The sequence below is a fragment of the Paenibacillus radicibacter genome, from assembly GCF_024721995.1.
In the GTDB taxonomy this organism is placed as follows: Bacteria; Bacillota; Bacilli; order Paenibacillales; family NBRC-103111; genus Paenibacillus_AM; species Paenibacillus_AM radicibacter.
On the sequence record NZ_JANQBC010000004.1, the window covers coordinates 1 to 26407 of the forward strand.

Consider the following 26407-nt stretch of genomic DNA (forward strand, 5'->3'; position numbering starts at 1 on the left):
GGTGAGCCATTACCTCACCAACTAGCTAATGCGCCGCAGGCCCATCTGTAAGTGATAGATTGCTCCATCTTTCCTAACTCTCTCATGCGAGAATGTTATTTATCCGGTATTAGCACACGTTTCCGTGGGTTATCCCAGTCTTACAGGCAGGTTGCCTACGTGTTACTCACCCGTCCGCCGCTAAGCTATCCCCGAAGGAATAACTCCGCTCGACTTGCATGTATTAGGCACGCCGCCAGCGTTCGTCCTGAGCCAGGATCAAACTCTCCATTAAAAGAGCTGATTGCTCAAAATTTACTTACTAGCTTGTCTCAATCAATCGCTCGAAAGCGACGATCTCGACTGTTTGAGATTCGTTAGAATCTCATCTATTCATTCACTCGTTGTTCAGTTTTCAAAGGACAATTCTTTATTTCATTGTCTTCCGTGTTACCGGCGACAACTTTTATATCATATCATGTTGGAATACTTAATGTCAATAACTTTTTTTCAACTTTTTTTTCGAAAGTCGTTTTTGTTATTCTCATTTTTTGTCGTGTTCCGAAGTGACAAGGAGTATCTTATCAAAATTAACGACACAATGCAACATTTTATGCACAGGTAAAATCATACAGTTACTATACAATAAAAAAACCACTTGTGAGTTAATATCTAACTCCACAAGCGGTTCTTATCACAAAGCATTTTACAACAAACAAATCATGTATCTATGTTCATCAATTGAACTGGTTCTATGCGCGTCCAACTGAATTATTCCGAGTGCACTTTAAAGTTCCTTGCAATATATAAGAAAGGCGTCGATGCTGCCGATACCACAAACTTCAATATATAAGTTGTAATTACAATCTCAATCCAAATATCAAATGGATACAACTCGGATCCTGCAAAAGCAATGGTACAGAATACGATAGTATCTAGCAATTGACTGATTCCTGTACTTCCGTTATTACGAATCCACAATTGATTTCGATGTGGGAACACTCTCTTTAGGAAAGAGTAAATCTTAACGTCTAAGAACTGACTCAAATAATAGGAAACTAGGCTACCTAGCGCTAAACGAGGCATTAAACCAAAGATCGTCTCTAATGAAGTCTGAGCGATATCACCATCTTGCAAAGGTTTAAAGACAAGTACCATCTGCATAATGATCAGCGCCATAACAAGTGAGAAGAAGCCGAACCATACAGCTTTCTTCGCTTCCTTCTCTCCATACTTCTCATTAAGAAGGTCGGTCGTCATATAAATCGTCGCATACATCGTGTTACCGAGCGTCATCGCAATACCGAACATCTCCATCGTCTTAACGACTTGAATATTCGCGAGCACCGTAGCAACTCCGATCCACATAAAGAGTCCATTCTTACCAAAGAATCGATAACAGAGCAAGAACAAAACAAAGTTCACTAACACAAAACCAATGCCCCAATAAAAATTAAACATGAATAAATAAAACCTCCTAGTTTTGATAACGCGGGAGTTCTCGAACCGCGTCCGTTAATTCCGGAACAGGCGTTATTATATTGCCCACTTCAATTAAAAAAGACTGCGCATAGAAAGCCGCAGTCCATTATAGTACGTTTTGTTATTCAGCGCCAATGAAAATATAACGTGCAAGTACAAGAATTGCCAGAACCCACATTAACCAATGTACTTTGTGCTCACTTTTACCACTTGCGCGACCTACTGTTGCAAGCACGACATACGTTACGATTCCAAAAGAAATACCGTTAGCAATCGATGACGTGAAAGGCATTAATACAATTGTCAAGAAAGCTGGAATTGCGAGTACCATATCCGTAAAGTCAATTTCACGGATTGATTGCATCATGAGAACCCCTACTATAATAAGTGCTGCTGCCGTTGCCTCACCTGGAATCAAGAAGATAACCGGTGCCAAGAACAAGGAGAGCAAGAAACATACGCCAGTTGTTACAGCCGTTAGACCTGTACGACCGCCTTGAGCAATACCCGCTGAACTTTCAACGAATGCTGTTACAGTAGATGTTCCTAGCAAAGCCCCGCCACTAACGCCGATCGCATCAACCAGCATTGCTTTACCGACTTTTTTCGTACCTTTTTCTTTATCCTTCATAATACCTGCACGATTTGCTGTACCTACCATTGTGCCGAATGTATCGAACAATTCAACGAATGTAAAAGTAAGAATGACCGTAACAATACCTGTGTTCATGACACCAGCAAAATCGAAATCAGCAAAACGAATTTGTGTAAAGTCAGGAACCCACTGTGTACCCGAAGCATTTAATGAGTCAAAATTAACAAGACCTACACACATTGCGAAAATAGTAGAACCGATAATACCATATAAAATTGCACCACGTACATGCAATACCATTAATACAGAAATGAGAATAAGACCAAAGATAACGGTTAGAACACCTGGATCTGTCAAACTACCTAATGAAAAGATTGTTTCGAAATACTTAAGTTTCGTGTGCGTGTGCGCTGCTACATCATTACTTGTCTCAACTGCAATGGAGAGTAGACCCGAGTTTTTGATACCAAGTAGTGCAATAAACAATCCGATACCAACTGTAATCGCATGTTTGAGCGCATCCGGCACTGCCACAATCATTAACTGACGCACTTTCGTTACTGTAAGAAGAATGAAGATAATACCGGAAATAAATACAGCTGTTAAAGCCATTTCGAACGTAAACTTACCTTGCGAGCTAAGAATGACTGCTGCAAAATATGCATTGAGTCCCATACCTGGAGCAAGTGCAACCGGGAAGTTAACGAGTAGACCCATAATAATCGTCATTACGCCTGCAGCAATCGCTGTCGCCAAGAACACTTGATTCCAATCGCCGCCTGTTGCCCCAGATCTAAATGCAGTAAGAACGTTCGGATTTACAGCCAAAATATACGCCATTGCCATGAATGTCGTAATACCCGCCATAATCTCGGTACGAATATTCGTACCATTTTCCTTCAACTTAAAAAAACGGTCCATTTGTAGTTTTCCCCCTAGATACAGATCATTACGGTGATCTCGTAGATACTCTCAGGCCAATTCCCGAGATTATAGTATTTGTGCTCATTGTAAGGGACAAACTCGAATTTTGTCAACAGAAAACACGAACATTAATATTAAATTATTAAATAGCGTTCGGTTTTGTGAATTGCATACTAAGTCACCTAAAATAAGTAAAAAACAAAAAAACGGAGTTCGAGTACCTGTTAAGTACTTGAACTCCGATTTAATTAAATCGTTATACGATCCTATTCCCACTCAATGGTGAGGGTAGGGCTTATAAAGCCTGTTGTTATCACATTTCTACGGTGTCTACACTACCTTGGAGACAGTTTTGGCGACATTCGTTTCACCGTTTGATTACCGACAAATGTAAATTGCTTACTCGTTGCAGTTTCAATTTTGATAATGCCCGCCATTGATTCGGCGACAGCATCATCAATCCCACGCCACAAATGTGCATAGTGTTTTAGCGTAATTTCTGGCGAACTGTGCCCGAGACGTTTTGAGACAACCAAGACAGAAGCATTTAATTCATTGATGAGAAAGCTTACATGTGAATGTCGTAGACCTTTTGCCTGTATTACTGGAGCACCTGCAAGCTTCGCATAACGAGCAATAATTCGGGCAATCGTTGATTTAATCATGGGTAAGCCATCATAGGAGAAAATGAAGTCCATATTTCCATGTTGTGCTTGTCGCTCTTTCCATACACGTAACACTTCAAGCGTATCATTATCTAAAGCAAGTACCCGTTTTCCATCAACTGTTTTCGTGTGGTTCTTCCGAATGTAATTCTTGCGACTCTTAGTAACTAGCATATGATGAACACGAAGCTGTTTTTTCTCAAAATCAACATCATTCCACCAGAGAGCTGTTCCTTCGTTCACACGAACACCTGTCATATAGTAGACCCACAACATCACAAAACACATATGCTCATAAAAATCTTCGGTGTAAATCTTTGAGATTACTTTCTCAATTTCGTCTTTCGTCCAGTAAGGAACATCCGTCTTCACTTTAGGAATTGGTTTTACTTGCTGAGCAACATTCTTATCAAGATAATTGAGAGTAACGGCAAATTCAAGAATTTTTTTCAACATTCCAAAGACCAATGAAGAGTATGACTGTGAATATCCTGCCGCATTTTTATCTAGAAGCCACGTTCTGAAAAATTGAATATCGTGCAAAGTAATCTTCCGTAATGCTTTCTTTCCAAAACGTTCGAGCAGAATTTTCAAAGATGGATTCCGTGACTCAAATGTATCTTCTGTCACCTCAGTCTTATAATGTGGAATGTAGACATTATTCATGAATTGTTCAAAGGTCATACCATAATCAGAATATCCTTGAGTTTGCAAAAAGTCATTTTTTACACGGATAGCTTCCGCATAGGCTTCTTTTGCTGACTCAAATTTCTTTCCAGATTGCGACTTGCGACCTTTACGCTTGATACGTTTTCCTGTGATTTTGTCCGTACCTAAGCTTACCTCATAATAGTATTGCCCATTTTCATCTTGATAGATATCTTGGTAGCTAGTTTTTGGCAAAGTTAATCCTCCGTTTCGGACAACTCAACATCACCGATAACGGATTTTACTGCCTGTAAGGGGACAACAGAAATACGCCGCCCCTCGTAAAACTCATACCCTTGTTGTACCATATAGTGTTTTGCTTGTCTAATGATATTGGAAGCCGTGTAAGGTGAGAAGCCAGCACGCTTTAAGTCTTCTGAGTTCACCATTGTTTTACTCATCGCCATCCCCCATTTCTTTATAAATTTTCTTAATAGGTCTTTCTGAACTGTATCGCCTTGAGTCTAGTAACCTTGAGAAGAAATACGTTTTATCTACGATCAACTCAAGTAACAAATAATCATTTTTTCTTGCGTACATTACAAGTTCTTCAAATTCCTTAAAATCTTGTTCTGCAATCACATCAATAATGCTGTTCAAAAATTCACCCGTATTATGCTCAACAATGAATTTTCCAAGTTCAAATCCACACCCCCACTCAATATCTTCTGTTTGGTAGGGTGTCTTATCTGGATTTTCTGCGTGTGTGAAATACTCATACATTCCTTTTGGAGACATAACAACCTCAACATGCTTTGGAGCGTTAAGCTTTTCGCTAATCAGGCATGAAACCTGCGAATAGCTTTTCAAAGAATCAAAGTATAGTGCACCGTGCTTGTGTGGCTTTTTAATTTCCCCAGTCTCTTTATTCACGTCCTTATCGTGCCAAGGGCTCAACACAAAAGGTATGTGCATTTCTTCTATAATTTCTAAATAGTTCTTCGGGGCACTCTCTTGATAGAAAATGAACGCCCATTTATTGCTTCTCTGCTCTTTTTTCTTTTCCATAGTTCATTTCCCTCGATTATTGATTATTGATTCCACGGGGGTCGTAGTAGCCCCGTGGAATATCGTTTTCTGCCATCTTTCAAGAATAGCGGAGCTCCTTTGCTTCTGCCCAAGGCAGGCAAAAGCTCCGCTATTCTTTATCTAATTTTTGTTCCTTCAATCCTCAGCCAGTGTTTGTACCGCTCAAAATTCGAGAATGAGTAGGCTGGAAAGCGACTTGATATTTCTTCACGAAGAATTTCTTTTGATTCAAGGAGTAGTTTTTGTGCCAGTACATCATTTGGCAATTTAACGAGATAGGTGATTTTTTTATTCCTAATATCTATGACAGATTTTCGTATTGATTTGTTATGCTGTTGAATCTTGAAAATCCCTTCACCTTCATGGTCTGCCTGTCTTATTAAGAATTTTCTCAAACGGAGGCTGACCCATATTGAAGAGAACCAATTTGATAATGAATCATTAACAATCCTTGTTACCAGTTCAGGAACTACCAGTAGTAGCAATGTTGCGACAGATAGCACAATCACCCCATCCAATGCATTGAATATTGCCCCCACTGCTTTAGACATAAATTCTGAGTATTCTGTCAGGAATGAACTTGTCTCATTGTGTAAAAAACTTTCTATCATTTTGAACGGAACTCGAACTAAGAGGAGTATCAATGAAATAAATAATAGAAATCCGTTAATATGAAACGTCCGAATGAAGAATGATTTACTTGGGTTTTTCATCTACATGATCCCTTTCAAATTATTAAATGTTGGTGTTAGTAATGGAATAATTTGAAATGGGTGCTCCGAGTCAATAACCTGTATCAGTCCCGTCCCAATTCCTTGCGGTATGACTATCCCCTCAAGTGAGAGGTCGGGAAATAGAAATTGCGTTGTCTTGGAATTAATATTCCCAACCTGAATTAACACATTGAGTTGCTCTCTACAAGAAATAGGAATTGCATTGTTATCAAACCTCTGTGATACCAGTAGCAAATGAACCTTTGAAGCTCTACCTAATAATGAAATCTGCGACAGAAGACTAAAGAATGCTTCCTTAATCGGCTTTGCCACACCATCACTCAATGCTAGAACCTCGTCAATTACCAACGTATAGTGTTCAAAGTCGGCTTGAGGGTTATCGTAAAGCACCTGCTGCCGTTGATGAATTAGCTCCAAGCACTGGCTAAGCTCTGCATTCACACTTGAGACAAAATCATTCTTGTTCCTGTTATCAGTTGGGGCTATGACTTTGACATGGTTTTCCCTTCCCCATCTGCTAGGCATATCAAATTTCGGATCAATAATTACGATCCTTGAACTCTTTTTCAATACACATAAAAAATATGTCAACACATAGGACTTGCCTGAACCTGAATTTCCTGCGATAGCAATACTTGTAACTTTATTTAGATTGATAGTGTAATTCTCCATCACAGGAACTTGGTTAAGTGGCAAGTCATCAACATATTTTTCGATATCCCGTATAATCAATCTTTTTGAAATGCCTTGCCTCCAAGGGAAGAACAATGCCCTTTTTACATGAATATCTTCTGTATCCAGTGGGACAAAATACGATCCCGTTTGCTTTAAAAGCGTGTAATCTGGATATAAAACAGCATTACTGATGAGGTAGATCTTTTGATAAAGCTCATTATCAACGACATAGCTTGCAGGAAGGCGAGGGACGAAGTAAAAACCTTCGTCCGCTACCCTTACATCAAATGAGTTCGTATAAGAAGTCTCACCATTTATCTGTAATGCCATGTTCAGAGCTTGGATCAAGTAGCCTTCAAGTTCTGAGTTTTTCATTATTTAACAACCCGTACCCCTTCTGAACGGAAATACACATTCGAGCGGATTTCGATTGCTTCAAGTTTATCTAGCCTTACTTCAGAAAGGAACGGTGCTAATGATGGTTTATTAACAAATTTAACCATAAAGGGGTTAACTCCTTCCTGTACAAAATAAAGCTTGTACCCTGTTACTTCATCTGTGCGTTTACCATCGATCCAGTTATATTGTGTTTCTACTTCGGGAGAAACACTGATGATTGGTTTCTCGTCTGAAATATACTGCTTTGCTGTATTCTCGTTGTATGCGTTTCGCGAATTTTTTGTTTTCATAAAGGTCTCCTTTTGCAGTATGACTAATGCATATTGCATAGATTTATTTATCCCTGGACTCATGCTTCCTTTGACTTTTTTATTCTCCGCTGCATAGGCTACATACAGGCTGCATTCCATTTACCTGTGAACCGTCATTCACCTTAAAGCCAAGCTCCCTAGCACCTAGTAAAAGCATTTTCTATTATGTGTTCATCACCTTGTAATTAAATTCAACATAGCCATGTCGTAGCTATATTGTAAAAAAACCATATTCAGATAACGAGAACCTAAACGGCTAATTGAGGGCATCATTTTCCGCGATTGTCACTATACGACTTTGTATAGTAAAATAACTTCATGGACTACGAAAGGAGCGGAAAAATGACCGACAAAAAAGGATCGAACAAGCGAAAAAAAGATATTACACTTGGGCGCGTTAAAGAATTAAGAGAAATAAAGAATCTTACACAACTCGAATTTGCAGAAAGTATTGATGTTTCATCCAACACCATTAGCCGCATTGAGCGTGAAGAAATGAGCCTTTCATCTGACCTAGCTTTGAAAATTGCAGATACATACGGAATTAGCCTTGATTGGCTTTTTTATCGTGGCAATGAACAGTTAAGTCCTAAGTTTCGAGCAAATTTGGAAGAAGCCTTTAAATGTATACAGGAAAGCACCTCAATTCCTATACGCTTAAAAATCAACAAAAAAACGCCCTCGGATTAAAATCCAAAGACGATGTGATAATATCAATTTCTAGAATTCAAATTTTTAACCGTTATTATAGATTTATTAAATCTTTCCTCCTACTCCCTTAAACTTATCTACAAAGGCTGAAATTTTCTGAAAAACGCTTTGTTTTTTTGTTAAATACTGAGGATTAAGAGGACTCATTTTAGGAAGAACTTCATTAAGCTCCGTTCCATTTTCACTGGCATATTCTCTTTTTAATGAAGTTAAAATATATCTCTTTGCAGCCTCTTCATTAAGATTTTCAGTATTAATCAATTCTTCTGCTTCACGTTTTTGCTCAGTTTGAGCAAATGAGAAGAAGGCTTCAATAATACTAGTTTTGTCTTGAATACTATCTAGATCAGCTTGATTAATAAAATCAACTACCAAGCTTTCTTTAGCTCGGTTTCCTATGCTAGAACGAATTAAGCGACGAACTTCTTCCACCAAGGATGCTTTATCTTTCACTTTTTTATTATGCTCAAATATTAGTTCAAGAATGTAATCCAAATTGATCTCTTGGGATTTTAGAAGATCCACTTCAAAAACAACATCATCCCAATCCACAGAGGAATTACCTTTTTCTTTGCCAGTCTTCTCACGGCGAATCCAATCACGAATATCATTGTAGGAAGAACGATAATCTTGAACATTTCTTTCTTCTAACACTTGAATCTGTTGCATAACAGCTATATCTTCATCCGTTACATAGTGAGTAGACTTAAAATCTTCTACTGCTTCGGGATTAGTCATATCTATTGTTTGTAAAGCTTTTAAACCTGAAAACTCATCATAGTTCTGTAGTATATTTTCAACTCGCAAATATTCACCAAACAGCTTTACAAAATCTTTCTTATCTTTTTCAGTTTCAATCAAATCCACATCAGGAAAACGTTTCTTTAATTCTTTGACTACGTCAACGTATCCACGACGGGCGTCACCCGTTACCACATCGGTGAATCCTTCCATATACTCTTTATAACTTTTTTCTAGCACCACATTCTTAGTATTTTTATCTCCGAATAGCGTAATTGCGTCTACTGTTGCTTGTTCTAAATCTCTAAAAGTAACAATATTCCCAAAGGTTTTGGTGGAATCATAAATACGATTTGTTCTTGAGAAAGCTTGCATTAATCCATGATATTTAAGATTTTTATCAACAAATAACGTATTTAATGTAGGTGCATCAAACCCAGTTAAGAACATTCCTACAACTATCAATAAATCAATCTCTTTATCTTTAACTCGTTTCGCAAGGTCGCGATAATAATTTTGAAATTCCTTACTTTCTACGCCGTAGTTGGTCTTAAACATAGCATTATAGTCTTTGATGGCTAAACTCAAAAACTCTTTTGCACTACTATCCATTGCTGTAGGTTCAAACGTTTCATCAAGGATTTCACCTATCGCGCTTTGTTCTTCATTCGCAGCGAAGGAGAAGATTGTCGCAATCTTAAGAGGTTTGCTACTCTCATGTTGTATGTTTTTTAATGATTCATAGTAGAGTTTGGCTGCGTCAACACTACTCACAGCAAACATGGCATTAAACCCTTGTCCAGTCGCATTTAAACGATGGGTCTTTATTCGGAAATTATGAACAATATACTGAGATATTTCTTTAATCCGCTCAGGATGTAGTAATGCTTCTTTATTTTCTGCCGCCGAGAGCTTCTTCTCGTCCTGCTCTTTTTCAATAGATTTGAACTTGGGACGTACATCGTTATAATCTACTTTGAACTTTAATACTTTCTCATCTCTAATGGCATCCGTAATGACATAAGAATGTAACTCTCGGCCGAAGACAGAAGCAGTCGTGTCAGAACCTAATGCATTTTGTGGGAAAATAGGCGTACCCGTAAATCCGAATTGATAGAACTTCTTAAACTTCTTTTTAATATTTTTTTGCGCTTCACCAAATTGTGAACGGTGGGCTTCATCAAATATAAATACCACTTGCTTATGATAGATAGGTAAGTCCGCTTCGCTTTTCATTAGGTTGTTCAGTTTTTGAATCGTCGTCACAATAATTTTGTTATCATCTTTATCCATGTTACGCTTTAAGCCTGCGGTACTCTCTGAACCATTAACACTGTCAGGAGAAAACCGCTGATACTCCTTCATTGTCTGGAAATCCAGGTCTTTCCGATCTACAACAAAAAATACTTTATCGATAAAATCCAGTTCAGTAGCCAATCTAGCTGCTTTAAAACTAGTAAGTGTTTTCCCCGAACCTGTTGTATGCCATATAAATCCTCCGCTTTCAATGGCACTCCACTTGCGGGATTGGTATGTACTCTTTATTTTCCACAATATTCTCTCAGCAGCAGCAATTTGATAAGGACGCATGATCAACAGATTATCACTCACATCAAACACGGAATATTTCAGTAGTATATTCAACAAAGTATCTTTCTGAAAAAATGTAGCTGTAAAATCTTTCAAATCTTTAATTAAGATATTGTCCGCTTTAGCCCAATTCATCGTAAAATCAAAACTATTTTTGTCCCGTTTCGTCGTATTCGCAAAATATCGGCTATCTGTCCCATTAGAAATTACGAATATCTGCACATATTTAAAGAAAGAGTTGTCAGAATTAAAACTCTCTTTGCTATAGCGATGAACCTGATTAAAGGCTTCACGAATCGCAATCCCGCGCTTTTTGAGCTCTACTTGCACTAACGGTAAGCCATTGACCAAGATGGTTACATCATAACGATTAGTATGCGTTCCTTTTTGTTCAAATTGCGCAATGACCTGCACTTTATTGTTAGCAACATTGTTTTTGTCTACTAGATATATATTTTGAATATGTCCGTCATCGAATACAAAGTCATAAATATAATCGTCATGGATTTTACGAGTTTTATCAATGTGGTTATCGCTAGGTTTATCTAAGTACTGCTCACAAAATCTAATCCATTCCGCATCGGAAAACTGCATATGATTCAGATTTTGCAACTGCACACGAGCATTAGCAAGCAAAGCTTCAGGAGTTATGATACTTGGTAGGTGTTCGTACCCTTGATTAATTAGATCTTGAATCAATTCTCGCTCTAAGTTAGCTTCTGTTTGATAGCCAACCCCTTGTTCTGCTATCTTCGTATACTTATCTAACACGATATAGTTATTTGCTTCTGCGATGGGTTTGTAATCGTACATCCGACTTCCCTCCTTAAATCTTTTTAAACCTATATAATTCATTAATTTCACTAAACAGATGTCTTAATATATTCTTGTCATCATTTGTGAGCTCAACAATTTCTTCACCCGAATGCTTTGAATGACTGGATAAGTTTAGAATCCTGTTTTCATATCCTACACCGCTTCCTCTGACTGGCACTAATAAATCTTTCCAATGAGAATAGCCTAAGAACGTGGAGGTTTTCTCCAATGCATTTCGAAGGAAGTTAAAATGATATTTATATATTTGCCCCGATTCAATAGCTTTTTCGATTTCATTCATTAGAAAAAGATGATATGAAAACGGTGAATCATTGTTCTGATCTTTTAGTTGGAATGTGCCCACTTCATTCTTTTCTAATCTATGCTTTTTAAAATGTTTCTTATCGTTGTAACCTGTTCGTCTATCAGAATTATTAAACTCACTACACAACACATTATAAAATAGAGGATTATGTGTGGTTATAATAAACTTAAGGTCTGACTCATTAGATTTTATTAATTCTGCTAAATTTACTGCTAATTCAATCAAGTGGTTATCATCTAAAGAACTTACAGGATCATCTATGAATACATACTTCAGCTGGTCGAACTGATTTGTTTCTCTATCACTTGGTTCAGCTACATTTAATATTTCAATAACTTGTTTAAGTAGAGAATAAAAAACACTCCATACAAAGTTACTTTCTTCTCCTTTTGAAATTTTAATGTTATCTGAGCGCTCTTCATTCCCCCTCTGATATGAAAATGTGATTTCTGTAAAAGATTCGACTGTTACGTTATTTCCATTCATATCTTTAAAAGTATATTCTTCATTAAAATGTGGTGTTAATTTTTCGTCGGTATAATTTTGAAAAATAGATATAATGTTTCTATCTTGTCCTTGCTCTTCAAAAATCCATTTTGTAAATGAATTGGGATGGATTTTAAGTTTTGGTTCAGCATCATCTTCTAAATCATTATCCCAATAAAATAGATCTTCTGTAAAAGCATTGTAGTAGAGAATCTTCTTACCGCTCGCCTTTAACTCCTCAATCTCTACATTCTCCTCGACAGATTGTGTAAGTAACGATTTGAACTCCCTTGAAAGTCTTGTTTTACCTGTTCCATTAAATGCATAAATTAATTGGACTTTCTTGTTGTTGCTATCCAAATTCCGTGCAACTTCATTTAAACTTATTCCCATATTAAGCTTCTACCTCACTTTTCGGAAATGAAAGCAACATATTACGGTAATATTCATATTGTGTTTGACGCAACTCTATTTCACGAGGTAATCCCTCGGTAATTGAAGAGGTCAAGGCATCGAATTTGTCTAAAATTGATACAATGCGATTTTGATCTTCAAGTGAAGGTAGCGGTATCTCGAATTTCTCCAATTTCTCTCCATGTACTCGAATAACCTTTGTTCCTGTTCTACTTTTCTTTTTGTAATCAAAAAACATAGGTGTTTGGAGATAATACGCTATATACTTTGGATTTTGGTTATGCTTAAATATATAAGTCTCTCCACTGACACAGACCTCATCTTCACCCAACCAAACTAAAGGCTTACAAACATCTTCGATATTTTCACTTGTAGTCGCGATAATCAAATCGCCTTTCTGAGCTTTTCTCAACTTGGTTGCCAATGTTGGTGAAACGAAAGATTTTGTCTGATATGCAAAATTCCCGTAGTAAGTATAAATTTGACCATAATGGATACAGCCTACACCGCTCTCTGCAAAATCACTTTTTTGCAAGCCGCTCCCTCTAACAAAAACACCTATATCCCCAAGCGCTTTCCACTCAACTTCACCCTCTTCAAAAGTTAACAACTTATCACGGTAATAAGTATATTGACTTTTACGAGCTGTAAGCTCTGCTGTAAGCTCTGCTGTAAGCTCTGCTGTAAGCTTTATGAAAGCGTCCAAAATACGGACGATTTCGGTTTGGATTTCAAGGGATTTTTCTGGATTTTCTGGACATGGGATAGGAATTTTAAATCCAATTAACTCTTTTCTATTTAATGCAGGAACACCTGTCATATTTGCTAGTCCAATTATATCAGCCATGCTATTCGACATCACATAATAAATGAATCGAGTTTTAATATTTTTATCTATGCTGCGTATTCTGTAGCAAAGCGGCCCACACCAAAAATGGTTATTTTGATAGCCAACAAATCCAATACCACCTTGACCACGCGAAGGAGTAGTTATGGTGTCGGGCTCTGTGTTAAAATTAGACAAATAACCTGATGGAGTTGTGCCTGCATTAACAAATGGGTATTCACCTGTTCCAGTGTCATTTGGACTCTGCCCTACACCAATACTACAAACTTCTCCTAACGTTTTCCATTCAACCTCAACCCCATCAAGCAATTTTTCCAAATAACTCAGCTTACTCATGATTCAATCCCCTTAATAATGTCATCAATTTCGGCACGAAGTTGGTCTATCTTTGCCACTGTCGTTTTTATCTCTGCATTCAGCTCATTTATATCTATGACTTCCCTAGTATCTCTTGCTTCCACATAGGAGCTAACAGATAGGTTGTACTCATTCTGAACGATTGCATCATAATCAACGGATCTTGCAAGATGGTCAACATCTTCTTTGCTGTCAAACATACTCATAATTCGCTCAATATGGACATCTGTGAGGATGTTATTATTGGTTTCTTTTTTATAGAAATCCACACCACTTGCGTCAATAAATTGAGTGGCATTATTTTCTTTATGTTTAGATAGAACTAAAATATTAACTGCTATTGATGTCCCAAAAAACAGGTTAGGTGCTAATGAAATAACAGTTTCAACAAAATTATTATCAATTAAATATTTCCTAATTTTCTGCTCAGCCCCAGCTCTGTAAAATATACCAGGGAAGCATACGATAGCTGCACGACCTTTACTTGATAGATAACTAAGCGAGTGAAGCACAAAGGCGAAGTCAGCTTTCGATTTAGGAGCTAATACGCCTGCTGGAGCAAACCTTTCATCATTAATAAGCGTTGGATCATCACTACCAATCCAATTCACGGAATAAGGTGGATTAGATACAATAGCATCAAATGGCTTTTCATCACCAAAGTGAGGGTCTAATAGCGTATTTCCCAAAGCAATATTAAACTTATCGTAGTTGATGTTGTGTAAAAACATATTCATACGCGCAAGATTATACGTTGTATGATTAATCTCCTGCCCGTAGAAACCATCTTCGATGATGTGGTCATCAAACTGTTTTTTGGCTTGTAATAAAAGAGAACCAGAGCCAGCTGCCGGGTCATAAATTTTATTAATGGTTGTTTGATTGTGTATTGCTAATTGAGCAATAAGTTTAGATACACTTTGCGGTGTAAAAAATTCTCCTCCAGATTTCCCTGCATTGGCAGCATAATTAGAAATTAAATACTCATAAGCATCACCAAAAAGGTCAATGTGACTATCTTCAAAATCACCAAAATTAAGCCCTTCAACGCCTTTAATAACAGCAGCTAAACGACTGTTTTTATCTTTCACTGTATTCCCTAATCTATTGCTTGTCGTGTCAAAGTCAGCAAATAATCCTTTAATATCCAATTCAGAAGGATAACCATTTGCTGAACTTTCAATAGCTGAAAATATGGCAGCTAAATCCGTATTTAAGCTTTCATTTGTGTTGGCGGTTTTCGCAATATTAGCAAACAGCTGACTCGGATATATGAAATAACCTTTTGTTTTAATGGCATCCTCTTTGATTTCTTTCGTTATAATACTATCAGGAAGGTCTGTATATTTGATGCTTTCGTCTCCAGCTTCAATATAGCCAGAAAAGTTCTCACTAATGAAACGATAAAAAAGCGTTCCTAAAACATATTGTTTAAAATCCCATCCATCTACTGAGCCACGGACATCATTGGCTATTTTCCAGATTTGAGATTGTAATTCGGCACGTTGTGTTGCACTTGACATTTGTATACCTCCAACTTTCCTTCTTATACATTGATTATAAAAGCAATTCTAGATAGGTTTGTAGTTTACCTTCCACCATTAGTTTCTTTACTAAATTAATGACATGATTGTACCTCCATATTATACACCATGCCGCCGTGGTGAAGCCGCTCGATCAGAAATATCCTAAAGGAAATCCCAAGGCATCCTCTTCATGTTTCGCGCGTTTCACGTACTCAACCGGCTAAAGCCTAAAGAAAAACTCCCACCGACAATCATTCGGCGAGAGTTTTTGGCGACAATCTTGGAGACAATTGAAAGGAATTTTGGTCTCAGAAAGTCATATGAGTTTTACCTAAACGGCGTAAAATCAACGTTTTTCAGTGTATAGAGTGTCGCTTGCCTATTCCCACTCAATCGTTGCTGGTGGTTTGGAAGTTACGTCATAAACGATACGGTTTACGTTCTCCACTTCATTCACGATACGAACGGAGATTTTCTCAAGGATATCCCAAGGGATACGTGCCCAATCCGCTGTCATGCCGTCGATGGAAGTAACTGCGCGAATACCTACTGTGTAGGAATACGTACGCTCATCACCCATTACGCCAACACTCTTCATGTTCGGAAGTGCAGTGAAGTACTGCCAAATTTCGCGGTCAAGACCAGCCTTAGCAATCTCATCACGTAGAATCGCATCGGATTCACGAACGATGTGTAATTTATCTTCTGTCACTTCGCCAAGAACACGAATCGCTAGACCCGGACCTGGGAATGGCTGACGCCAAACGATAGCTTCAGGAAGACCGCATTCTTCGCCGACTTTACGAACTTCGTCTTTGAACAATGTCTTAAGTGGTTCGATCAATTCGAACTTAATATCTTCAGGCAATCCACCTACGTTGTGGTGAGATTTGATTGTTTGTGCTGTTGCAGTACCACTTTCTACGATGTCCGTATACAGTGTACCTTGTGCCAAGAAATCGAATTGACCCATTTTCTCAGACTCTTCTTGGAAGCAGTAAATGAATTCGTTACCGATAATTTTACGCTTCTGTTCTGGATCATCAACGCCTGCAAGTTTACCTAAGAAACGATCGCGAGCATCGATCTTCACAACGTGCATATCGAATTTGCCTACGAATGTTTCCATTACGCTCTCTGCTTCACCTTTACGAAGTAGACCGTGATCAATAAACATACAAGTCAACTGATCGCCGATTGCTTTGTGAATCAGAATCGCAACTACGGAAGAGTCCACACCGCCGCTTAGTGCACATAGCACTTTACGGTCGCCAACTTGCTCACGAATTTCACGAATCGCGTCTTCAACGAATGTTACCATGCTCCAGTCGCCTGTGCATCCACATACGTTATACACGAAGTTACGAATCATCTCATTACCTTGAACAGAGTGACGAACTTCTGGGTGGAATTGTACCGCATAGAATTGTTTATTTGGATTGCTCATTGCCGCGATTGGTGCGCTCTCTGTGCTTGCATCGAGTACGAAGCCTTCTGGAAGCTCAACTACGTGGTCGCCATGGCTCATCCATACAAGTTGGTTATTCTCTAGTCCTTCAACTAGACGAGAACCCGCTACGAATTCAACTTCAGATTTACCGTACTCACGCTTGCTTGCTCTTTCTACTTTACCGTTCATTTGGTGAGCCATTAGCTGCATACCATAGCAAATTCCCATGATCGGAACATTAAGCTCATATACACCTGGATCTACTTGCGGCGCGCCTTCACCGTATACAGAAGAAGGTCCACCGGAGAACACGATACCACGTGGGTTCATTTCCTTGATCTTTTCCGCTGGTGTATTGAAAGGAATTAATTCACTATAAACACCAAGATCACGTATTCTTCTTGCAATAAGTTGGTTATATTGACCGCCAAAGTCGAGTACGACGATCATTTCATTCGGTTTAGACATAATCCGCAATCCTCCAATATTTAATAATGCTCAGGCTTATTTCGGAAAACTAAACGACGTTAGCTGTCCGTATATCTTGTCCATTATATAGAACGACTGGAGGAGGGTCAATGGTAACTGCTAGTGATTCATGCGTCTCCATAATTTTGTCAACTCCTGTGTCGAAATGGTTCTAGTTGCTTGATCATGCTTAATTCCTTCGTACAAAGTGACAAACTCATCGAGTGCTTTTTTTATGGAAGCGCTTGATGTATTTAATGACATTACATATTCACGTGCTGTCTGATTGGGTTGTTTCGAGCCATATTTGTGAAAAATTCGTCTCCACATCCGCTCCATTTGCCTCACAATCGTTCGATTCTGCACAGGAACAGGATAAGAACGATACGAATTGAATATCGGATCTTCTTTAAGTCGTCTATGCTGTCTGACCATTCGACGTCTGAACACGATCACGACTACAATCAAGAACAGCAGGACACTACTTACTACAACCGGTATCCATGACGATAGTAGGTTTGTATCTACCCACTCACGTACATGTTGTGCAGATTTGATCAATATTTGTATCCCATCATGCAGTAGTCCTGTTTGATTCGAGTTATCAGCAGCCTTACTCTCGTTCCATGCAGGGCTCGATTGTTCAGTAACCTTGTCACCAACAGCAGCCTGCAAGCTAGTACCTGAATTCATCGAAAATCCTGGTGTCGGTTCATAGGATATCCAACCTACGTTAGTTTCATAGACCTCAACCCATGAATGTGCATCTCGATTGCGAACATTGACGATGAAATTGCCGTCTTCTGCTTGGTCTACGACTTCACCGGGTGTGAAACCTTTAACAAACCTCGCAGGGATATCAATTGAACGCAACATGACAACCATCGCACTTGAAAAATGATTGCAATAACCACCGCGATCAACGAATAGAAAGTGATCGACAAAGTCTTCACTTTTCCCGGGAAATGTTGGTTTGTCGAGACTGTAGGCATAATTTGTCCGCAGATACTCCGCAATCGCTTTTGCCTTCGCAGAATCTGTCACCGCTCCAGCTGTTACTTGCTTGGCTAATTCGCGAATACGCGTCGGAAATTGCGATGGAAGTTGTACATACTGCTCCATACTCGGGGTCGCTTGATCCTTAACCAATCTAAAACTTGCATCGGAACTTGCATTTGACCACTTGAGTGGCTGAACTCTTACTTTATAGAAACCAATTGAATCCGATGAGGAGACAAGTCTATTTTTCCCAGATACCGAATCTCTATGAATTAAATTCGACTGAATTGCCTTGCCATCTGCGGTTAATAACGTGTCGATTCGCTCGACTGTGCCCCCACTAAACAGAAGATTACTACGTGAGCTGTGCTTCCACATAACTTCTTGATCAATGAAGTTAGAGGAGGATTGGGCATCATTAGATATACGTTCATTCTCATACTCAGTTTGATCATCTACGCTCGCATTTTCTCTCCATCCACTGCCTGTGTATAAACTCTTGGATTCTCCACGCCAATATGTAAGCTGTGGCGTACGAGCTGTAAATACAATCTCGTCATTCATCTTAATTGGACCACCAAGAAGTGAATCATCTTCCCCATAACCAGTCGTTGCGTTCCTATCACTTGCCCCGATTCGATCATTCATCCAAGTTGTTAAATTGACACCCGTAAGCTTCCCAATATTTGCGGCAAACTGCTCAGATGAGAACGGTTGCATGAGAGGTTTAGGCGCTTGCTGCGATGCAAATTGTCCACTTGCATAAACAATCACACCTATTAAGATACTTCCAATAATCCAATGTGTTGGCCAATTTTTCGACTCTGTCGGAATATCGTAAATCCATTTCAATTCCTTTAAGTGCAGTAAAGCCGCCATCATGAGCCCAATGGCAATGACGCGGATCATGGAGCTTATCGTGTCAAACTCTAAGAATATTTGCAGCACAGCTAAATAGAGTAATGTCAAACTAACAAACCAAACAATCGCATTATATTGCAACATGACATGCTGAACCAGATGCAGCATCACGGTTAAACATATCAAGAAACTGAGCATTCTTAATTGTGAACTGATCGATAATAAATCGCCCATAGAAAAGCGAATGATATCCTGCATGAGCGCATGACTGATGTCTGTCACCCATTGACCTGTCCACGCTGGATCGAACATGGATCCGAGAGTAACTAGCAGGATTAAACTTTTGATTAACCATCCTAAATATTTAGGAATTGGCAAGCAATTAAGCAACAGAAAGATGCCGCTCATGATCAAAATGGAAGAGACAAACTGTGGTTCACCGATACCGATCTGACTTTGCATCGGTCTTAACCACTCCCAAATAAGTAGGAATAACCCTACTGACAACAGAAGCCGACTAGCAAACTGGCCGCTTGGCACTATTTTCTTAGGAGAATCAAGAGATTTGATTGGCAGCATCACCTTCACCCCCTCTAATCGAAGTGTGTTCCAGCATGCTGACCTGACATCCCATATCTCTTAAATACGAAGCAAAGGCTACAGACTCAATCGCGACTCTACTTGTAGATTGTGGATCATGCACCATATATAGCTGTACGGATTGATTGCGCTTGTTCCACCGTAATAAAACCTCAGCCAAGTATTCATTTAACGTGGAGGTCACACACACAAGTGACATGGACTGATCCAATTGCGCACTTTCCCGTATTAATAAATCGGCAAACGATATACCCGCTCCAGCATGCAAATATGCCAACCCTTCACTGAAAACTTCAATCCCCATATGTTTAGACTTCATAAAATAAGCACTTGCTGCATCACCTTGCAAAGCATTGGTGGCGAATCGTACTTCCCTACCCGTATATTTAGCTTCTTGTAAGATACCAGCGGTAAGTTCGACCCTGCGTTCAAACAAATGATCCATTGGCTGAACAGGTGCATATTTGACTACAGACTTTCCCTTTCCTTTATTACGAGATCGATTCAATTGAATATGCGCGGCATCAATAGAGCCATCCAGCACTAACAGCATGCGTCTAGACTGCGTGTTCTCCCGATCTTTGGTAAACCATTTACCCGTCTTAGCAGAAGCTTTCCAATGGATCGCATGCATCGGATCACCTTGTACATACTCGCGTATCCCAGAACGAGCAGCATGATATGTCGGCATGGAAAGATTCCGCAGTCGCTGTCCCTCACCATCTACTTGGTTATTATCCACCCACTGTCCTAACCAAGCTTTCGGTGTAACGAGGAATGCCTGCTTCGCATCCACTTTCCGCTTGCGCAATGTAAACCCGAGAAAATCACCTGTGATCAGCTCGGTATGTACTAGACGATACGTGCCGCGATGCAAGTTATTCATCACATATGAACTGTTTAGTCTGCTATAAAACCATGGAAAAACAAGCTGTCGAAATTCGAGTTCCCCACTACCGCCTTCGTGCTGCCACGTTTCTTGAATAATGAGCCAAGGCAGAGGAATAAGTGATCTTTGTTTAATGTCTAATGAGACGAAAAGTTCAGTACCACTTTGAATTCGATTAGTAGATAACGTATGTGACACTTCCACTTGAATGAGTGCTACTAACGGAAATAATATGGAGGTAATGAATAACAATCCAAATACACCCGTAAGAAACCAACTCACCACACCGCCGAATGTGAGACTAATCGTAAGCCAGATCGCGCTCATGACCAGTAAAAACAACCATTTTCCACCGATTCTCATGTCTTCACCTACCTAGATGAAACATGCGACATGAATGGCGTCACAACTTGCTTCAATATTTCATGCAAAATATGCAACACATCATGCCCTGCCATCTCTGCTTGTGGAGTTAGGGCTAGTCGATGTGAGAGCACATCTATACTTAACATCTTCACATCATCGGGAATGACATAGCTGCGACCTTGCATCAAAGCCCTCGCTTGTGCAGCACGCATTAAGGCGTACGATGCCCGTGGACTTGCCCCGCTCCGAAGAAAAGGGTGATTACGTGTACTAGACGTCAGACCAACAATGTACACTTTGATTGATTGATCCACGTGGATAGCAGCTGCCTCCCGCTCGAGTAACAACCATTCTTCAGGTAATACAACGGGTTTCCATTCTTCAATTGCACGCTGTTCTCGCACACGCTCAAGCATGCGCACTTCATCTTGAATGGCAGGATAACCAATACTTAAACGCATCATAAATCGATCAAGCTGCGCTTCTGGCAGCGGATAGGTACCTTCATAATCTAGTGAATTCTGTGTGGCAATGAGATGAAAAGGCTGCGGCAGTGCATACGTTACACCATCTACACTTACTTTGCGTTCTTCCATTGCTTCAAGCAATGCTGCTTGTGTCTTGGGTGTTGTTCGGTTGAGTTCATCTGCGAGGATAAAAGAAGTAAAGAGAGGACCTTGTCGAAATTCAAATTCATGGGTTAACGGATTTAATACAGATACACCTGTAATATCTGATGGCATTAAATCTGGTGTGCACTGAAGTCGTTTCAAATCACAGCCCATTGATTGTGCAAGAGCACGTGCGAGTAAAGTCTTACCTACACCTGGTGCATCTTCTAGCAACAAATGCCCGCCTGTAAGCATCGCTATGAGCGCTTTTTCAATGACGTCTTTCTTACCGATTAATACTTTCTCTAACTGCTGAGCTATTCGCTCTAAAATTTTGGCTGGTTCATCATATAATAGAATCGGAACTCGCATGCAGAAGCCTCCTCTTATTCTCACGTACAGAAGATTATGCTTCTAGCATTTCCTATTCTCTATCAATTTAGACGTACTTAGGTTAGCACATAGTACTAGATTTTAAGAAGCTCTGCATGGATGGCGGGTGTGACCGTTAGCTTCAGCATTTTCTCCCCTGAGGAGAAGACCCCCTTCTGCCTGAGCTGTTCAACAATCACTTGCCAAGGGACGTATATACTACCATCTCGCCATTCTATATCCATCCACGCATACGACTTCAATTGTTTACCCATATAATAAATAGTCGCTTTATGATGCACCGTGTCATAATCAACGTTCAGTGCCCCATAATGAATGACGACTTTCTGCTTCACTTCATCCCACTTGATCGTTCCACCCATACTCTCAACGATGGTTCGAAGAGGTACTTTCAAATTGTTATTACCCGATAACATATATTGGACAGGTGGCATGATTAACTGCTGCTTACCTATATCAAGCTCAAGTGATGGGCGCGTTTCTACTGCAGGTTCCTTCTCTTTGACTGCCACAGGCTTCGGATTAGGATTATGATCAACCGCATATTTCTGCATGACACCTAATTGTTTGGTAAAAGAAGCATCCTTCACACTACGCGTCCACTTTAATTTCTTAACCGCAAATTGCTCAGGGTTCGTTTTGGTCGTAATAGGTGCAAAGGAATAGCCTTTATTTTTAAAATAGTGAATGATCGTTGGCAATGCTTCGACAGAAGTCTTATGACCCGTTCCATCGTGCATCAAGACGGTTAGTTCATGACGCAATGGACTGCCCTCTACCGTAGAAATGATCTCCTTCGTCGGTACATTTAACTTGCGTGAATCTCCGCTATCAATGTTCCAATCATAGATCGTATAACCTGCTTGATCTAAGTAATAGAAGTAAAATGCATCAAAGTTCGTCGCTGTACCACCTGGTGCGCGTAGTAAAGGTGTACGTACTCCTGCTACCTCTTGAATGATTTTCTCCGTCTTCTGAATCTGTCCCCAGAAATGATCGAAATCGGAATACAAGTCCTTATATTCATGATTATACGTATGATTGCCAATGGCATGGCCCTCATCTACAATGCGTTTCAATATATCTTTCCTTATCGCAACTTGGTTGCCGCACACGAAGAATGTTGCGCGAATGCCTTCTCTTTTCAAAATATCAAGAACTTCAGGCGTTAAATCACTAGGACCATCGTCAAAGGTCAAGTAAACGGTAGGTTTCTCTGGCTTGTCATAGGAACGAGATTGCATGATCTTCTTGCCAGACACAAGCTGATCATAAACAGGCGTGGAGGAATCTTTGGCAGACACTGCTCCAACTGGAACGATGACCACGAAGACGATGATAGCTAGAAAAAGAAACATCGAGCGTGTAACGATACGTTTGGCATTCTTGTAATTATTTCGCATAACAAGGGGTCCCTCCATACAATCTACTATTTGGCCTGCTGCTAGATTATATGGTAGTAGGAACTAGAGTATGACTGAAATCAATCGAAAACTCATAGAAACCCTACCCCACTCTAGCAAACTCGCTGCGCTGTGGATTCGACACCTACTTCGCGACTGTTCACATGATTCTGGATTATGAAATTAGATTCTTACATATAAAAAATTACACACAAACGCACCAATTCCCTCCTTTTTCCTAAAAAGTCATTGTTACCGATTGAAGCCCATCCGAATATAAATAACTAACATTTGCCTATGGGATGTTAGAGGTGAGACGAACATGATCAAGATTAGTCTGTGCATGATTGTAAAGAATGAAGAAGAAACGCTCGGACGATGTCTGGCTTCCATTGCTCCATTCATGGATGAAATCATCATTGTAGATACAGGCTCAACGGATCGGACGATTGAGGTGGCTTCTGCTTATACGGACCAGATTCATCACTTTACTTGGATTGAAGACTTTGCAGCAGCTCGCAATTATGCCTTTAGCCTTGCCTCACAAGACTATGTAATGTGGCTGGATGCGGATGATGTGCTAAGAGAGCAGGATCAAGCTAAGCTTCAATTACTCAAGCAAACGTTAGATCCAGCTATAGATTCGGTAACGATGGAGTATCACCTTGCTGTCGATGAATATGGCAATATCACAGCACGCAATCGTCGCAATCGAATCGTCAAACGCGCGAATCAGTATCAATGGATCGGTAAAGTTCATGAGTATCTAGAGGTATGGGGCCAAGTATTAAACAGTGATATCGCTGTCACCCATGTCAGTATTCATCACGAAAGTGACCGTAACTTGCGAATCTATGAGACTGCTCTCGCATCAGGTGAAGCCTTTTCACCACGTGACTTATACTACTACGCTAATGAACTTCGGGATCATCAGAAATTCGATAAAGCAATCATGTACTACAATAAATTTCTTAATACGAATCAAGGTTGGATAGAGGATGTCTTATCTGCATGTGGAAAAATCGCGGATTGCTATCATGAACTTGGGGATCTAGATCTGGAACTGGAAAGTGTACTCCGATCTTTGCGTTATGCATCTCCTCGTGCAGAGACTTGCTGCCGGTTAGGGTTTCATTTTCTACAAAAAAATGATCTACACTCTTCTATTCACTGGTACAAATCAGCCTTACAAGTCGGTTCGCCCACTAGCAATCTCGGCTTCGCAAGTCCTGCCTGCTCAACATGGCTGCCGCACCTTCAGCTCTGCGTCTGTTACGATCGATTAGGGCGATTCAAGCAAGCTTATGAACACAACGAACATGCCTACAAATATCGTCCTCAAGATCAGCGTATCATTTACAACCGTAAATATTTACGCGGTATGATAAAAGCTAGCAAGAGTAAAAAGGAGGAGCATGTACACTGTGAGTAAACATATCGCTATTGGCTCTCCTATTCACCAAGAACCTGAGATCTTAAAGCATTTTCTCACTTCATTAATGCGGTTAAATAGGGGTGATTACCGATTCTCATTCTTTTTTGTGGATGATAATCAAGATGAAGTCTCACGCGGGCTTCTTGCTCAATTTGCGAGTCTAGTACCCGATGTACACATTCATAAGTCCACTCAACATGATGCTTATATCCGCAATGGACTTACGCATTACTGGAATGAACAGCTTGTGTGGAAAGTTGCTCATTTCAAAGATCTCATGATTGAACACGCTACGCTTATACATGCAGATCATTTACTCCTCGTTGACTCCGATCTCCTCTTCCACCCCGATATGGTAAGTCATTTATTTCATGCTAATAAAGATATTGTGTCGGAAATTTTCTGGACTAGGTGGGAACCTGAAGCTGTGCTGCAACCACAAGTGTGGCTGTGGAACGAGTATCAGCTATGGGATCAAGTACGAGGTGAGCATGTATCCAGTGAAGAAATTAGTCATAGGTATGATCGATTCGTTAGTCAACTAAGAGAACCAGGTGTCTACGAAGTTGGTGGACTCGGCGCTTGTACCTTAATTAGTAAACATGCGATGCAAGCAGGTGTGAATTACAAACCGATCCCAAACTTATTGTTCTGGGGAGAAGATCGACATTTCTGTATTCGCGCGGCAGCATTAGGGCTGACACTACATGTGGACACCCATTGTCCGGCTTATCACATCTATCGAGACTCCGATCTAGATGGAGCGATAGGATTCCTACAAGAGACAGCTTCAGCAAGCACAGAGCCTATATTCAATTGGGAGCCTGTTCACCCTTCCTCTTTAGAATCCTCCATCGATCAATCTCACAACTACCCCAAACCCCTCATCAAACGTAACAAATTATGTTTATCCATGATTGTTCACAATGAGAGTAAGCGTTACCTCGCCTCCATGCTTGAATTACATCGTCCATACATTGATGAAGCTATCATTATTGACGATGCTAGCACGGATCAGTCAGCTTCCATCTGTCTGGACACTTTATCTGGCATACCGGTACGCCTTATTCGCAATCCACATTCCACATTCCACAATGAGGTCAAACTCCGTAAACAGCTATGGAAAGAGACGATTAACTCCGACCCGAACTGGATTCTGCATATGGATGCAGACGAACAATTCGAATCGATTATTCCTGAACAAATTCATGCGCTGCTCGAACAGACCGGCTGTGATTTATTCAGCTTTCGCTTATATGATATGTGGAATAAGACTCACTACCGAGAGGATGAATATTGGCGGGCTCACCTCACCTACCGCCCTATGTTGTTAAGGTATCGCAGCAGCATTCCTTACTTCTGGCGAGAAATCGCGCAGCATTGCGGTCGTTTCCCTGAAAACGTGTTTAAGCTGCCGAATGATATTTCTCCGATTCGTGTGCAGCATTGGGGTTGGGCTGATCAGCTAGATCGATGTCGCAAATTCGATCGGTATATGCGGCTTGATCCCGAAGCCAAGTATGGATGGAAGGGGCAATACGATTCTATACTGGACAGCAATCCGCATTTGGTGAAGTGGGAGGAGGGAATATAGAGTGTGCTCAAAAAGTTTGGGGGC

At 39.9% G+C, this 26407-nt stretch carries 20 protein-coding genes, 1 rRNA gene and 1 riboswitch; of the genes, 3 read left to right on the plus strand and 18 right to left on the minus strand.

Annotated elements, in window-relative coordinates; genetic code table 11:
* The 9 genes from NV379_RS10145 to NV379_RS10185 all read right to left on the minus strand — a co-directional run.
* A 16S ribosomal RNA gene (locus tag NV379_RS10145) occupies positions 1-274 on the minus strand; the annotation flags it as partial.
* 476 nt (positions 275-750) lie between these two features.
* Positions 751-1440 carry a queuosine precursor transporter gene (locus NV379_RS10150; RefSeq protein WP_258207201.1) on the minus strand — a complete coding sequence of 230 codons (690 nt, stop codon included), beginning with the start codon at positions 1438-1440 and terminating at the stop codon, positions 751-753.
* Positions 1441-1582: 142 nt separating this feature from the next.
* Positions 1583-2977: an NCS2 family permease gene (locus NV379_RS10155; RefSeq protein WP_258207202.1), complete on the minus strand. Its 1395-nt coding sequence runs from the start codon at positions 2975-2977 to the stop codon at positions 1583-1585.
* Positions 2975-3070, minus strand: a riboswitch (purine riboswitch). (Overlaps the previous gene by 3 nt.)
* A gap of 245 nt (positions 3071-3315) precedes the next feature.
* Positions 3316-4548 (minus strand): tyrosine-type recombinase/integrase, encoded by a 1233-nt coding sequence (locus tag NV379_RS10160; RefSeq protein WP_258207203.1) that lies wholly within the window; start codon positions 4546-4548, stop codon positions 3316-3318.
* Between the two features lie 2 nt (positions 4549-4550).
* Complete coding sequence (locus NV379_RS10165) at positions 4551-4754, minus strand: DUF3173 family protein (protein ID WP_016819295.1); 204 nt, start codon at positions 4752-4754, stop codon at positions 4551-4553.
* Positions 4747-5361, minus strand: coding sequence for a replication protein (locus NV379_RS10170; protein ID WP_258207204.1), 615 nt, complete (start codon positions 5359-5361; stop codon positions 4747-4749). The genes NV379_RS10165 and NV379_RS10170 overlap by 8 nt, the downstream gene beginning before the upstream one ends.
* A 137-nt stretch (positions 5362-5498) precedes the next feature.
* Positions 5499-5933, minus strand: a complete 435-nt coding sequence (locus NV379_RS10175; protein WP_258207205.1) for a hypothetical protein — start codon at positions 5931-5933, stop codon at positions 5499-5501.
* Positions 5934-6095: 162 nt separating this feature from the next.
* Complete coding sequence (locus tag NV379_RS10180) at positions 6096-7166, minus strand: helicase HerA domain-containing protein (protein WP_258207206.1); 1071 nt, start codon at positions 7164-7166, stop codon at positions 6096-6098.
* Positions 7166-7600, minus strand: a complete 435-nt coding sequence (locus NV379_RS10185) for a hypothetical protein (RefSeq protein ID WP_258207207.1) — start codon at positions 7598-7600, stop codon at positions 7166-7168. The genes NV379_RS10180 and NV379_RS10185 overlap by 1 nt, the downstream gene beginning before the upstream one ends.
* Positions 7601-7843: 243 nt before the next feature.
* Between NV379_RS10185 and NV379_RS10190 the strand changes: the two genes are divergently transcribed.
* Positions 7844-8191: a helix-turn-helix transcriptional regulator gene (locus NV379_RS10190; RefSeq protein ID WP_258207208.1), complete on the plus strand. Its 348-nt coding sequence runs from the start codon at positions 7844-7846 to the stop codon at positions 8189-8191.
* A gap of 66 nt (positions 8192-8257) precedes the next feature.
* Here the strand turns inward: NV379_RS10190 and NV379_RS10195 are convergent, their stop codons facing one another.
* The 9 genes from NV379_RS10195 to NV379_RS10235 all read right to left on the minus strand — a co-directional run bounded on the left by NV379_RS10195 (position 8258) and on the right by NV379_RS10235 (position 23354).
* A complete protein-coding gene (locus NV379_RS10195) occupies positions 8258-11356 on the minus strand; it encodes a type I restriction endonuclease subunit R (protein WP_258207209.1) in 3099 nt (1032 codons plus the stop codon).
* Positions 11357-11369: 13 nt separating this feature from the next.
* A complete protein-coding gene (locus NV379_RS10200) occupies positions 11370-12563 on the minus strand; it encodes an AAA family ATPase (protein WP_258207210.1) in 1194 nt (397 codons plus the stop codon).
* A 1-nt stretch (position 12564) separates the two neighbouring features.
* The gene (locus NV379_RS10205; RefSeq protein ID WP_258207211.1) at positions 12565-13767 is read right to left on the minus strand and encodes a restriction endonuclease subunit S; all 1203 of its coding nucleotides are present in this window, start codon (positions 13765-13767) and stop codon (positions 12565-12567) included.
* On the minus strand, positions 13764-15311 hold the full coding sequence (locus NV379_RS10210) for a type I restriction-modification system subunit M (RefSeq protein WP_258207212.1): 1548 nt from the start codon (positions 15309-15311) through the stop codon (positions 13764-13766). The genes NV379_RS10205 and NV379_RS10210 overlap by 4 nt, the downstream gene beginning before the upstream one ends.
* Before the next feature lie 382 nt (positions 15312-15693).
* Positions 15694-17232, minus strand: a complete 1539-nt coding sequence (gene guaA / locus NV379_RS10215) for a glutamine-hydrolyzing GMP synthase (RefSeq protein WP_258207213.1) — start codon at positions 17230-17232, stop codon at positions 15694-15696.
* Positions 17233-17352: 120 nt separating this feature from the next.
* Positions 17353-19671 carry a transglutaminase-like domain-containing protein gene (locus NV379_RS10220; RefSeq protein WP_258207214.1) on the minus strand — a complete coding sequence of 773 codons (2319 nt, stop codon included), beginning with the start codon at positions 19669-19671 and terminating at the stop codon, positions 17353-17355.
* On the minus strand, positions 19649-20944 hold the full coding sequence (locus tag NV379_RS10225) for a DUF58 domain-containing protein (protein ID WP_258207215.1): 1296 nt from the start codon (positions 20942-20944) through the stop codon (positions 19649-19651). The genes NV379_RS10220 and NV379_RS10225 overlap by 23 nt, the downstream gene beginning before the upstream one ends.
* An 8-nt stretch (positions 20945-20952) precedes the next feature.
* On the minus strand, positions 20953-21930 hold the full coding sequence (locus NV379_RS10230; protein ID WP_258207216.1) for an AAA family ATPase: 978 nt from the start codon (positions 21928-21930) through the stop codon (positions 20953-20955).
* 95 nt (positions 21931-22025) lie between these two features.
* Positions 22026-23354 (minus strand): polysaccharide deacetylase family protein, encoded by a 1329-nt coding sequence (locus tag NV379_RS10235; protein ID WP_258207217.1) that lies wholly within the window; start codon positions 23352-23354, stop codon positions 22026-22028.
* A 322-nt stretch (positions 23355-23676) separates the two neighbouring features.
* On the opposite strand from NV379_RS10235, the gene NV379_RS10240 reads away from it, so the two are divergent.
* Together NV379_RS10240 and NV379_RS10245 are read left to right on the plus strand one after the other, a co-directional pair.
* Positions 23677-24786 (plus strand): tetratricopeptide repeat-containing glycosyltransferase family 2 protein, encoded by a 1110-nt coding sequence (locus tag NV379_RS10240; RefSeq protein ID WP_258207218.1) that lies wholly within the window; start codon positions 23677-23679, stop codon positions 24784-24786.
* Positions 24770-26383 (plus strand): glycosyltransferase family 2 protein, encoded by a 1614-nt coding sequence (locus NV379_RS10245; protein ID WP_258207219.1) that lies wholly within the window; start codon positions 24770-24772, stop codon positions 26381-26383. Before NV379_RS10240 ends, NV379_RS10245 begins: the two co-directional genes overlap by 17 nt.
* The last annotated feature ends 24 nt before the right edge of the window (positions 26384-26407 follow it).